We start from the raw sequence: 12883 nt of genomic DNA, 5'->3' as shown, positions 1-12883 counted from the left end.
TACTGCAACATCGCCCGCTCCAATGAGACTACCCTTGACCCCCTGCCCGAAACCGCTGATCGAAGCACTTGCCGCAACCGCGGCAGCCTTCGCCCTCACCGCATGCGGCGGGGGAGGTTCAGGTTCCTTTCCCGATTTGGCACCGACCCCGGCTGCGGAAGCACCGGCAGGCCCCGCGGTTGCGCAATCGCAAGCACCGGCACCAGGTCCGGCGACAAGCAACAACGCGCCTGTGAGCAATGCCGGAACCGCGCAGAGCACGATCACGGGCAAGCCGTTCAACCTCGACGGCAGCGCCAGTTCGGATGCCGACAACGACGTCCTCACCTACCAGTGGACCCTGGCGACGAAGCCGGCCACGAGCGCAGCGACACTGACGTCCCCCAGGCTTGCGAAGCCGGAGTTCAGCGCCGACGTACCCGGCGACTATGTGTTCAGCCTCATCGTGAACGATGGCAAGGCGAACAGCGCGCGGGCGAGCGTGACGGTGACCGTGGCGCTCGCCACCTGGCGAGACGCCGATTGCTCCACCGACGGCACGAAGCTACCGGCCTGCGCGATGGATTTCTCGGACAACAGCGCATCGGTCGCACTCGTCCAGGACAGCGGCGCCAACGCTCTCCTGCTCGAGACGCTCACCAGCACATCACCGGCCCCGCGGAAGAGCTTTCACACGGGGATCACTGGCAACCGGGCGATTCTGGGCACGGATATCCTCCATGGCGTGAAGCTATCGGAATTTGCCGGAATCAGCTTCAAGTCGAAGGACGACGGCACCGGTCCGAACACTGGCGCAGGCTTTCCCTACGTCAACTATTCCATTAGCAAGCAGTGCGACGGCGTAGTCAGTGGCTGGGCCAATCTGATCACCAACCTGAGTGACATGAGCCCGACGGGCCCCGACGCCGACGGCTACTACACCTACACCGCCGACATCTCGGCGGGCAGCAAGGCCTGGAAGTCGTCGAACTTCAAGGACCCGATCTATGCCACCGACGGCACGACGGTTGTGTTGATGCCGAACAAGACGGCGACCGGCGGATCCCTCCAGGCTTTTATCCAGGCCTACCCGAACGCGTGCATCTACAACTGGCCGAACCCGGATGCCGAAGTTCCTCTTGCCACGACTACGCCGGCGGTGATGCTCTTGCTGGGCAGCAGCGGAAATCTCACTGCCAAGAAGGCCTGGTTCAGGGACATCAAGATCGGCGACAAGGTCATCTTCTGATCGAATGATCTTTTGTCGACAGAAAAGCGCCCACTGGGCGCGAAGCCAGAAGCTAAAAAGCCCCTGACCATAAAGGATCAGGGGCTTTGGATCTGGTGGCTGGGGCTCTATCGAAAGATTGGCTGCAGGCCGCATGAATCCTAGATGCTAGAACTTTTCAACGATCTTTTACCCCATAATTTACCCCTTTGCGTTTTCGGGAGGGGGCAATGGCTCTGAAAGAATTGAAGCTGCGCGCACTGAAGGCGAAGCCTGAGGCCGGCAAGTATGCGGATGGCGATGGGCTTTATGTCAGGGTTACGGCGAAGGGCGGGATGTACTGGCAGTGGCGCATCAAGACCCCCACTGGCGAAACGATCGTGAGCTACGGAGCGTATCCTGACGTTGGACTCGCAGAAGCCCGCGAGCGCCATCGGGATGCACGCCGCCAACGGCGCGATGGCATCAACCCGAATGAATCCAAGAAGGCCGCCAAGCTGGCGCGGGAGGTGGATGCAGCGAGTTCCTTCGAGGTCGTCACGCGCGAATGGTTCGCCAACAAGAAGGATGAATGGGCGCCCAGTTACGGCGACAAGATCTTGCGCAGGATGGAAGTTGACGTGTTCCCGTTCGTGGGTCGCACGCCAATCGCCGAAATTGGCGCACCTGCCCTGCTGACCATCTTGCGGAGAATCGAAGCCCGCGGCGCCATCGAGACGGCGCATCGCGCCTTGGAAAACTGCGGACAAGTGTTCCGCTACGCCGTGGCCACCGGCAGGATCAAGAGCGACCCGACACGTGATCTGAAGGGGGCTCTGCGAAAACCCGTGGTCAAGCACTTCGCTGCCATCACCAACCCTGTGAAGCTGGCCGGCCTGCTGCGAGCCATTCACGGTTACGCCGGCACGCCTGTGGTCCGCACTGCGCTACAACTCGCGCCGATGCTCATGCTGCGGCCTGGCGAATTGAGGTTCGCCCGCTGGGAAGAGTTTGACCTTGACGCCGCCACTTGGACGATTGCACCCGCGCGCATGAAGCGCGGGCGCGCCGGAAAGTTGCACGGCGATCCGCACACGGTCCCGCTGCCGACCCAAGCCGTCACGATCCTTCGCGATCTGTACCCGCTGACCGGCCAGACTGGGCTTGTGTTCCGGGGCGAGCGCAACCAGGAGCGCGCCATGAGCGAGAACACGGTGAATGCGGCTATCCGGCGCATGGGCTTCGACACGCAGACCGACGCCACTGGGCACGGGTTCCGCGCGACCGCCCGGACGATCCTCGACGAGCGATTGGGCTTCGACCGTCCCGTGATCGAGGCGCAGCTTGCCCACAGCGTGACTGACAGCCTCGGCCGCGCCTACAACCGCACCGAGTTCATGGAGCAACGCCGAAAGATGCTGCAGTCCTGGGCCGACTATTTGGAACAACTGCGTGCAACGTGACGGCCGCACTGATCTCGCCGCCGCGCTGTCCAGAGCGGATCAATATTTGTATTATTTTGTAACTAAGACATTTGCCCCGAAAGTTCGCCGAGCCTTTGTTAGCGTGAATCTAACAAACCAATAAGGCCGATAGAAAAATTTCAATGGCGACGCCAACTTGCCGCAACTCGCCAAGAACTGCTGCGGAACTCACTCAGCGGCCCAAATTTAGCATCATGCTAACAACGGCCGTCAAATGCCGTCCAAAACGCTTCAAAGCGCACCCAGATGGAGATGCAGGGAAGTCCGGACCCGGTAAGATTTCCCCGTCCAAGTGGACAACCGGATGAACAAGCAGCCCGCGAAGGAATCTGGTAGGCCACAAAAGGCGACGGGGTCCGTGATCTGAGAAATCACGAACCCCGTCTTGACCACCCGGACCCCAAAGCCCTGATGTCACTCGTTGCAGAGGTCGCAGAGGATAGCGGTTAGGGCGAGCTACCGTCAACGCGCCGTTGACATGCTTGACCTATTTGCAGGGGCCCGGGACTTTCTGATTTTTTTGAAAGCCCCTGATGCCGTCCAAAAACACGAGCCTTCCTCCCGAACAAGACACCCTTGTCCGTCTCCCCATTGTCCTGGGTCGCGTGCCCGTGTCCCGTGCCGCCTGGTGGAAAGGCGTGAAGGAAGGCCGGTATCCGGCCGCCATCAAGCTGGGGCCGAAAACCACCTGCTGGCGCTCCAGCGACATCGACAAGCTGATTGCAGAACTGGCCTCCGCCAAGTAGGAGGTTTAAATGCAACGCAATTTGATCGGCGTCACGCCGGGCGCAAGCGTGGGCGCCGGCAACATGACCGCACAAACCAAAAACAAGGCGTATGCCACGCTGGCGGCGCAATACACGCTCAAGGGCCACGAGCTGATCCAGGGCAACCCGGAGGACGGCGCTGCGGCCTCCTACGCCGTGCGCTTCCGCGAGCAGGCCGAGCAAGTGCATCACGAGGCTGCAGCGACCGAGGCCACCCTGCTCTGGAGCAAGTCCACGACCGCCGCGTCCGACCACCCTTATCTGGCGCCCGACACCACCGAAGCAGCGCCTGGCGCTCCGACCGAGCCCAAGTCTACGCAGGGCCGCCGCCGCAACGTGCGTCGCGTCAAGGTCGCAGGCACGCGCGATACGACGCCCGCCCTCGCGCTCGTCGCGCACAAGGGCGAGGCTCGCGTTGACTCGCGCTTGCTGGCGACCGGCCTGTGCAACAAGCACAAAAACGTGATCGAGTTGATCGAACGCTACTCGGACGACCTTCAGCGCTTCGGGGTTCTTCCGTTTCAAACGGAACAACCCCCCAACGACAAAGGCGGCCGACCCCAAAAGTTTGCCCTCCTCAACGAAGACCAGTCGTTCTTCCTTCTCGCCCTTTCTCGCAATTCCGATCATGTGGTGAAACTGAAGGCGAACTTGGTCATGTCGTTCAAGCAAGCGCGCGCATGCCAAGACCTCACCGCCAACGAGTACCTGCCTGGCTACCACCAACTGCACGACCGTGCCCAAGAGCTGGCAGCCGCGGCGACGAACCCACGCTGCTTTCACATGAACCTGAACAAGCTGGTTAACAAGGCGGTGGGCGTTGCAGCCGGCCAGCGCAGCATCGCGGGGGCAACGACGCGATCGCTGCTCGTGGTGGCGAACACCTTGGCCGCAAAGGCGATGGAAGACTCGAAGGATCACCGCGAGGGTTACCAGGCGGCCAAGAAGGTGCTCGATGGCCTCGGCCAGTTGCTGATCGGCGGCTCGGCATGAGCACCCCGGAATGCTGCTTGTCCTCGCCGCCCGCGCCCCGCCACCATCAGGAGGTTGGCGCCGATGGCTAACGGCCGCAACGCCCGCAAGAGGGGCGATTCCGGGCGCGATTCGGGCGGCTTCATCGCGCTGCCCTGGTCCGTCACGGACAGCGCCTCCTATCGCGCCCTCAGCCACCCCGCACGCTCGCTGCTCATGGAGATTGCGCGCCAGTTCGTCCGCGACAACAACGGGCGCTTGCTGGCCTCCAGCGCACACCTCGCAAAGCGCGGTTGGAACAGCGCGGACGTGATCACCCGCGCTAAGCGCGAGTTGATGGAAGCCGGGTTCATCTTTGAAACGGTCAAGGGGCGCCGGCCGAACAAGGCCAGTTGGTATGCCGTCACCTGGCATGCGTTGGACAAATCGAGCGGCTACGACGAGGGTGCCATGCAGTGCTTCGAGCGCAGCGCGTACCAGCGGGGCGCCGCGAACCTAAAAAATGCAAGCCTTAGACCGTCTCACGGTGCAGGAAGGCTCGGCATAGCACCGTCTCACGGTGTAGAGGCGTCCCCGTCTACGCCGTCTCGCGGCGCTATCAGCACCACTTTTGAACCACTCTCTACGCCGTCTCACGGAAACCATCTAGAGATGCCATCTCCTGCAGCCCAAACCCCGCATTGAACGCAATCATGAAAACCATCCACATGAAACTCGCCGCCGCCATCAACCGGCAACATGATCTGGCCTGCACGAAGGCAAATGATTCCATCAACCACGCCTTGGAGGCTGGCCAACTGCTGCACGAGGTCAAGGCCGCGCTGCCCCGCGCTGAGTGGCTCGCATGGCTGGAAAGCAATATTCATGCGCCTGCCGACTCGGTGCGGCGCTATATGCGCCTCGCGCAAGGCAAGTCCCTGCCCAAACGCGCGCCGAAATCGTCGGAAGTCATGGCCGGCGACCACGGCACAAATTCGACGCAGATGTCGCTTTTGTTGGATCTCGCGCCCGCTGGCTCTGAACTGTGCCCGGGAAAAGTGGCATAGACGGTCCCGCCGGCAACTCCAGCCTCGCGCGCGTACACGCACGCATGCGTACATTTCAGGAATCCCCCAATGCCCCCTCAAAAATCCCCCCGCTTCACCGTCTCCATCTCCGGCGAACTTCGTCGCCGCATCAACCAGATCGCCCACGCCCACGGGATGAAGCACGAGCTTGCAACCCGCACGCGGATCGTCGATGAGTTGCATCGGATTGCGGCTGATGACACTGTGATCGACCCGGTGAGCATGATCGCCAGCTACCTGAAGGGGCTGGAGGGCGCATAGCAACGGCAAGTGGCGACCGCGATGCACTCAAGCCTCGCGCGCGTACGCGCCCGCGTGATACATGGCGGAAACAATCGTGAATTCCCCCTTGCCTCGTGAACAGCCGTTCCTTTTCGCACTTGATCCTCTACGCCTCGTCGAGCTCGACCCCTGGACAGCACGGCGGCGAACCTGCCGCCGATGGGCGAATCACCAACCTTGTTGACGCCCGGCAGGGCGCAGTCGTGAATACTCACTAGCCTTGCGGCGGCTTGCTCGATACGCTCGCGGTCGGGCATGAGCCACTGCGACTTCGCGTGTCTGCGAGGAGGCGATGGAGGACTTCGACGTATTCCTGAGCTACCACTGGCGTGACCATGCGGCAGTGGAGGCGTTGGCGCAGCGGCTGCGCGGTGCCGGGCTGCACGTCTTCCTCGATCGCTGGTACCTGACACCGGGAACAAGTTGGGTGCGCACCCTGGAGGACACCCTGGCCCGCTGTCGCGCGGTGGCCATCTGCACCGGCAGCGAGATGGGGTCCTGGCAGCAACGCGAGGCCGGTGTCGCGCTGGACCGGCAGGTGAGGGAAAAACGCAACGGCAAGGTCTTTCCCGTCATTCCGGTGCTGCTGCCGGGTGCCGAGGCCCCGCTGGGCTTCCTGCGCCAGAACACCTGGGTCGATCTGCGCGAGCGCGCCGACGATGCGCAGCGTCTGGCGATCCTGGCCAAGGCCATTCGGGGCGAGCCTCCGGGGCCGGAGTTGCAAGAGGCCATTGCCCGGTCGATGGCACTCGTCTGCCCCTACCGCGGCCTGAACTACTTCCGCGAGGAGGATGCGGCCTTCTTCTTCGGCCGTGAAGCGGCCACTGCCCAGTTGGTCGAGGCGGTGGGCCACCACAGGCTGGTTGCCGTGGTGGGCGCCTCGGGCAGCGGCAAGTCGTCGGTGGTGCGCGCCGGGCTGGTGCCTGCGCTTCGCGCACGGCGCGAGGACGCCTGGGAGATCGTGACGCTGGTTCCCAATGATCGGCCGCTGTACAACCTGTCGGCCGCCCTGCTGCCCCTACTTGAGCCGGGGGTCAGCGAAGTTGATCGGCTGGGGGAGACGAAAAAGCTTGCCGACCGGATCCAGGCCGGCGAGATACAGCTTCGCGATGTGGTCCAGCGCGTGCTTGAACTGCAGCCGGGCACGCAGCGCCTGCTGCTGGTGGTGGACCAGTGGGAGGAGCTCTTCACGCTGACCGAGAACGCCGAGCAGCGCCAGTGCTTCATCGACAACCTGCTCGAAGCCACGCAGACCTCGGCGCTGAACGTGGTCCTTACCCTGCGCGGCGACTATGTCGGTCGCGCGTTGACCAGCCAAAGCAACGTCACGGACCGGCTGCAGGGCGACCAGGTCATTCTTCTCGGCCCGATGACGGAGGAAAAACTGCGCCGCGCCATCGAGGAGCCGGCCAGGCAAGTGGGGTTGGAATTCGAGCCCCACCTGGTGGAGCTGATCCTCGATCACGCGGTGGGTGAGCCGGGCCACCTGCCGCTGCTGGAGTTCGTACTGCGCGAGTTGTGGGAGCAGCGCCAGGGCCGCGTGATGCACCGCGCGGCCTACGACGCCATGGGCCAACTCGAAGGCGCCATCGCCAAGCGCGCAGAGGCTCTCTACGACGAGCTGACGCGCAGCGATCCCCAAGCCGCGCAGCGCATCCGCTCGATCGTTTTGCGGCTCGTGCGCCCCGGAGAAGGCGAGTTGGACACCCGTCGCCGCGCCTTGCTGGAGGACTTCGATGCGCCGACGCAGAAGCTGGTCGAGCAACTGGGGAAGGCGCGGCTACTGGTCAGCTCGGCCGATGTTGGAAGCCAATCGCCAACCGTCGAAGTCGCGCACGAAGCGCTGATCGCCCAGTGGAAACGGTTGCGCGACTGGGTGGGCGCCGACCGACAGTTCATGGCCTGGCGGCAACGCCTGGATGACGAGGTGACCGAGTGGGAGAAGCAGCAACACAAGGCCGGCCTGTTGTTGCAGGGGTTGCGCCTGGCCGAGGCGCGGGACTGGCTCAAGCGCCGGCGCGAGGACCTTTCCGAGCGGGAATGTGCCTACATCAAGGTCAGCGCCATGCGTCGCAAGGTGCGCATACGGTCGTTCGCTGGCGCGGCAATTGCCGCCGTCGTTGCGATCGCGGCTTTCGGCATTGACGCGAACAACGAGCGGCAACGCGCCCGGGCCGGCGAAATTGCCACCACTGCAGAGAGCCTGGCCAAGAGCTTTCCCGACCAGAGCCTGCTGTTGGCGCTGGAAGCGCGTCGTACGAGCCCGGTGCCGAAAGCGAACGGGCTACTCCGGGCGGCAAGTGCCACATATCCCTATCGCGCGGCCTTGCGTGGGCACGAGGGCAGGGTCTACATCGCGCAGTTTTCCGCCGACGGCAAGACGGTGTTGACCGCAAGCAATGACAAGACTGCTCGGCTGTGGGATGTGGCCAGCGGCAAGGAGCTGCACGTCTTGCGCGGGCACGAGGACGCGGTCGGCAGGGCGCAGTTTTCCGCCGACGGCAAGACGGTGCTGACCGCAAGCGAGGACAAGACCGCGCGGCTGTGGGAAGTGGCCAGCGGCAAGGAGCTGTACGTCTTGCGCGGGCATGGAAAAATGGTCACCAGCGCGCAGTTTTCCGCCGACGGCAAGACGGTGCTGACCGCAAGCGAGGACAAGACCGCGCGGCTGTGGGAAGTGGCCAGCGGCAAGGAGCTGCGCGCCTTGCGCGGGCATGCAGAAATGGTCACCAGCGCGCAGTTTTCCGCCGACGGCAAGACGGTGCTGACCACAAGCTTTGACAAGACTGCTCGGCTGTGGGATGTGACCAGCGGCAACGCGCTGAATACCTTGCGCGGGCATGAGCACGTGGTCTTCAGCGCGCAGTTTTCCGCCGACGGCAAGACGGTGCTGACCGCAAGCGAGGACAAGACCGTGCGGCTGTGGGAAGTGGCCAGCGGCAAGGAGCTGCGCGCCTTGCGCGGACATGAGGGCGGGGTCTACATTGCGCAGTTTTCCGCCGACGGCAAGACGGTGCTGACCGCAAGCAGTGACAAGACTGCTCGGCTCTGGGAAGTGGCCAGCGGCAAGGAGCTGCGCGCGTTGCGCGGGCATGAGGACGTAGTCATCAGCGCGCAGTTTTCCGCCGACGGCAAGACGGTGCTGACCGCAAGCTGGGACAAGACGGCGCGGCTGTGGGATGTGGCCAGCGGCAAGGAGCTGCGTGCGTTGCGAGGGCATGAGGGCGAGGTCACCAGCGCGCAGTTTTCCGCCGACGGCAAGACGGTGCTGACCGCAAGCTGGGACAAGACGGCGCGGCTGTGGGATGTGGCCAGCGGCAACGCGCTGAATACCTTGCGCGGACATGAGCGCGAGGTCTTCAGTGCGCAGTTTTCCGCCGACGGCAAGGCGATGCTGACCGCAAGCGCGGACAGCGCGCGGCTGTGGGATGTGGCCAGCGGCAAGGAGCTACATGTCTTTCGCGGGCATGGGCGCTCAATCACTCGCGCGCAGTTTTCCCCCGATGGCAAGGCGGTGCTGACCGCAAGCCGAGACAAGACCGCGCGCCTGTGGGATGTGGAAAGTGGCCAGGAGCTGCGCGCCCTTCGCGGGCATGAGGACGAGGTTATCAGCGCGCAGTTTTCCGCCGACGGCAAGAAAGTGCTGACTGCGAGCAAGGACAAGACTGCGCGGCTGTGGGAAGTGGCCAGCGGCAAGGAACTGCGCGCCATGCGTGGGCATGGGAGCTGGGTCAGCAGCGCACAATTTTCCGCCGACGGCAAGACGGTGCTGACCGCAAGCTGGGATCACACCGCGCAGCTGTGGGATATGGTCAGCGGTAAGGAGCTGCGCGTCTTGCGCGGGCATGAGGATACGGTCACTAGCGCGCAGTTTTCCGCTGACGGCAAGACGGTGCTGACCGTGAGCTGGGACAAGACCGCGCGGCTGTGGGATGTGGCCACCGGCAAGGAACTGCGCGCCATGCGCGGGCATCAGATCGAACACGCGGAGTTTTCCGCCGACGGCAAGACGGTGCTGACCGCAAGCCAAGACGAGACCGCGCGATTGTGGGATGTGGTCAGCGGCCAGGAGCTGCGCGTCTTGCACGGGCATGGGCGCTCAATCACCAGCGCGCAGTTTTCCGCCGACGGCAAGACAGTTGTGACCGCCTGCGATGACCACACTGCGCGGCTGTGGGATGTGTCCAGCGGCCAGGAGCTTCGCGTCTTTCGCGGCCATGAGGGCGGCGTGACCAGCGCGCAGTTCTCCGCCGACGGCAAGAAAGTGGTGACCGCAAGCTTCGACAAGACCGCGCGGGTTTGGGATTGTCCCGAGTGCCGGTCGGCCGAAGAGGTCGCGCCCGAAGTGGCCAGAAAAGTCGGTCGTGAGTTGACTGAGGCCGAACGGCGCCGGTTCGGTCTGCCCACGACGGCTGGCGCTGCCAGGAACCTGACCTGATGGTGGACCTGTTCACTACACGTCCGTTGGAATCGGCAGTAAATTCCCCAAGGCGCCTTGCCCGATAAGCTCGCGCCCAATGCGAAGGCGATATGGGCTCCGAATTCGCGTGTCTGCGAGGAGGCGATGGAGGACTTCGACGTATTCCTGAGCTACCACTGGCGCGACCACGCGGCGGTGGATGCGTTGGCGCAGCGGCTGCGCGGTGCCGGGCTGCACGTCTTCCTCGATCGCTGGTATCTGACGCCGGGAACAAGCTGGGTGCTTACCCTGGAGGCCACCCTGGCCCGCTGCCGGGCCGTGGCCATCTGCACCGGCAGCGAGATGGGGTCCTGGCAGCAACGCGAGGCCGGTGTCGCACTTGACCGGCAGGTGCGGGACGAACGGAACGGCAAGGTCTTTCCCGTCATTCCGGTGCTGCTGCCGGGTGCCGAGGCCCCGCTGGGCTTCCTGCGCCAGAACACCTGGGTCGATCTGCGCGAGCGCGCCGACGACGCGCAGCGTCTGGCGATCCTGGCCAAGGCCATTCGGGGCGAGCCTCCGGGGCCGGAGTTGCAAGAGGCCGTCGCCCAGTCGATGGCACTGGTCTGCCCCTACCGCGGCCTGAACTACTTCCGCGAGGAGGACGCGGCCTTCTTCTTCGGCCGTGAAGCGGCCACCAAGCAGTTGGTCGAGGCTGTAGGCCGCCACAGGTTGGTTGCCGTGGTGGGAGCGTCCGGCAGCGGCAAGTCGTCGGTGGTGCGCGCGGGGCTGGTGCCCACGCTCCGCGGGCGGCGCGGCGACGCCTGGGAGATCGTGACGCTGGTTCCCGATGATCGGCCGCTGTACAACCTGTCGGCCGCCCTCCTTTCCCTGCTTGAGCCGGAAATGGACGAAGTCGCGCGCTTGGACAAGATCCAGCGCTTGGCCGACCAGCTCCAAGCCGGCCGAACCAAGCTGCGCGATGTGGTCCAGCGCCTGCTTGACCTGCAGCCGGGCACGCAGCGCCTGCTGCTGGTGGTGGACCAGTGGGAAGAACTCTTCACGCTGACCGAGAACGCCGAGCAGCGCCAGTGCTTCATCGACAACCTGCTCGAAGCCACACAGACCTCGGCGCTGAACGTGGTGCTGACGCTGCGCGGCGACTACTTCGGTCGAGCGGTAACCAGCCAGCGCGATCTCTCCGACCGACTACAAGGCGCCCAGGTCAACCTTGGGCCGATGACGAAGGAAGAGCTGCGCTGCGCCATCGTCAAGCCGGCCAAGCAGGTGGGATTGGAGTTCGAGCCGAACCTGGTAGAGCTGATTCTCGAGCACGCGGTGGGCGAGCCCGGCAATCTGCCACTACTCGAATTCGTGCTGCGCGAGCTGTGGGAGCAGCGCCAGGGTCGCGTGATGCATCGCGCGGCCTACGACGCCATGGGGCAGCTCGAAGGCGCCATCGCCAAGCGCGCCGACGCGCTCTACGACGACCTGACGCGCAGCGATCCCCAGGCCGAGCAGCGCATCCGCTCCATCGTCCTGCGCCTGGTGCGCCCCGGGGAAGGCGAATTGGACACCCGTCGCCGCGCTTTGTTGGAGGACTTCGACGCGCCGACGACCAAGCTGGTGGAGCAACTGGCGAAGGCGCGGCTGCTGGTCAGCTCGGCCGAAATCGGCAATCAATCGCCAACCGTCGAGGTCGCGCACGAGGCGCTGATCACCCATTGGAAGCGGTTACGCGAGTGGGTGGATGCAGACCGTCAGTTTATGGGATGGCGGCAACGCTTGGATGACGAAGTCATCGAATGGGAGAGGCAGCATCGCCAGGCCGGCCTGTTGTTGCAGGGGCTGCGCCTAGCCGAGGCACGGGATTGGCTCCAGCGCCGGCGTGAGGGCATCTCCACGCGGGAATATGCCTTCATCAACGCCAGCGCCGGGCGTCGCAAGCTGGTTCGCACCTCGCTGTGGAGCGCCGCCGGCATTGCGATCGCGGTCATCCTGTGGTTCGGGATATCAGCCAACCAAGAACGGCAACGCGCCGAAGCGTTGGCCACCACCGCCCGAGCCGGGGAACTTGCTGCAACGGCAGAGAGCCTTGCGAAGGACTATCCGGACAAAAGCCTGCTACTAGCGCTAGAGGCCCATCGATTCGACCCAGTGCCAAATGCGGAGGCGCTTCTTCGGTCGGCAAACACTGCCTACCCCTACCGTTTGGTCATTCGCGGGCATGAGGGCCCGGTCACCAGTGCGCAGTTTTCCGCCGACGGCAAGACGGTGCTGACCGCAAGCTGGGACAAGACGGCGCGGCTGTGGGATGTGGCCAGCGGCAAGGAGCTGCGCGCCTTGCGCGGGCATGAAAACGTGGTCACCAGTGCGCAGTTTTCCGCCGACGGCAAGACGGTGCTGACCGCAAGCTGGGACAAGACGGCGCGGCTGTGGGATGTGGCCAGCGGCAAGGAGCTGCGCGCCTTGCGCGGGCATGAAAACGTGGTCACCAGTGCGCAGTTTTCCGCCGACGGCAAGACGGTGCTGACCGCAAGCTGGGACAAGACGGCGCGGCTGTGGGATGTGGCCAGCGGCAAGGAGCTGCGCGCCTTGCGCGGGCATGAAAACGTGGTCACCAGTGCGCAGTTTTCCGCCGACGGCAAGACGGTGCTGACCGCAAGCTGGGACAAGACGGCGCGGCTGTGGGATGTGGCCAGCGGCAAGGAGCTGCGCGCCTTGCG

The 12883-nt window shown here is 64.3% G+C and carries 9 protein-coding genes; all 9 read left to right on the top strand.

The features are described from left to right. Positions 1 to 232: 232 nt before the first annotated feature. Entirely contained in the window at positions 233 to 1228 is a 996-nt protein-coding gene (locus QTI04_RS32145) for a hypothetical protein (protein WP_286619281.1), read from the top strand. Positions 1229 to 1416: 188 nt separating this feature from the next. Further along, positions 1417 to 2649, top strand: a complete 1233-nt coding sequence (locus tag QTI04_RS32140; protein WP_336621922.1) for an integrase arm-type DNA-binding domain-containing protein — start codon at positions 1417 to 1419, stop codon at positions 2647 to 2649. 554 nt (positions 2650 to 3203) lie between these two features. Continuing rightward, positions 3204 to 3416, top strand: coding sequence for an AlpA family transcriptional regulator (locus QTI04_RS32135; protein WP_286619279.1), 213 nt, complete (start codon positions 3204 to 3206; stop codon positions 3414 to 3416). A gap of 9 nt (positions 3417 to 3425) precedes the next feature. After that, positions 3426 to 4430, top strand: coding sequence for a Rha family transcriptional regulator (locus tag QTI04_RS32130; RefSeq protein ID WP_286619278.1), 1005 nt, complete (start codon positions 3426 to 3428; stop codon positions 4428 to 4430). Between the two features lie 63 nt (positions 4431 to 4493). Beyond that, entirely contained in the window at positions 4494 to 5093 is a 600-nt protein-coding gene (locus tag QTI04_RS32125; protein ID WP_286619276.1) for a hypothetical protein, read from the top strand. A gap of 8 nt (positions 5094 to 5101) precedes the next feature. Then, positions 5102 to 5455, top strand: a complete 354-nt coding sequence (locus QTI04_RS32120) for a DUF3102 domain-containing protein (RefSeq protein WP_286619275.1) — start codon at positions 5102 to 5104, stop codon at positions 5453 to 5455. A gap of 69 nt (positions 5456 to 5524) precedes the next feature. Next, positions 5525 to 5737, top strand: a complete 213-nt coding sequence (locus QTI04_RS32115; protein WP_286619273.1) for a hypothetical protein — start codon at positions 5525 to 5527, stop codon at positions 5735 to 5737. Positions 5738 to 6050: 313 nt separating this feature from the next. After that, positions 6051 to 10196 (top strand): TIR domain-containing protein, encoded by a 4146-nt coding sequence (locus tag QTI04_RS32110; protein WP_286619271.1) that lies wholly within the window; start codon positions 6051 to 6053, stop codon positions 10194 to 10196. Positions 10197 to 10382: 186 nt separating this feature from the next. Then, positions 10383 to 12883: TIR domain-containing protein (locus tag QTI04_RS32105; RefSeq protein ID WP_286619269.1), on the top strand; the 2501-nt coding region annotated here is incomplete at its 3' end.

Origin of the sequence: Variovorax sp. J22R115 (assembly GCF_030317005.1) — a bacterium.
GTDB lineage: Bacteria > Pseudomonadota > Gammaproteobacteria > Burkholderiales > Burkholderiaceae_C > Variovorax.
The sequence above is the reverse complement of the archived record's forward strand: the minus strand, read 5'-3'. Positions and strand labels throughout refer to the sequence as shown.

Excerpts from the sequence above, each read along its gene's own strand:
- QTI04_RS32120 (WP_286619275.1), top strand. The coding sequence starts at position 5,102 with ATGAAAACCATCCACATGAAACTCGCCGCCGCCATCAACCGGCAACAT.
- QTI04_RS32115 (WP_286619273.1), top strand. The coding sequence starts at position 5,525 with ATGCCCCCTCAAAAATCCCCCCGCTTCACCGTCTCCATCTCCGGCGAA.
- QTI04_RS32135 (WP_286619279.1), top strand. The coding sequence starts at position 3,204 with ATGCCGTCCAAAAACACGAGCCTTCCTCCCGAACAAGACACCCTTGTC.
- QTI04_RS32110 (WP_286619271.1), top strand. The coding sequence starts at position 6,051 with ATGGAGGACTTCGACGTATTCCTGAGCTACCACTGGCGTGACCATGCG.
- QTI04_RS32130 (WP_286619278.1), top strand. The coding sequence starts at position 3,426 with ATGCAACGCAATTTGATCGGCGTCACGCCGGGCGCAAGCGTGGGCGCC.
- QTI04_RS32125 (WP_286619276.1), top strand. The coding sequence starts at position 4,494 with ATGGCTAACGGCCGCAACGCCCGCAAGAGGGGCGATTCCGGGCGCGAT.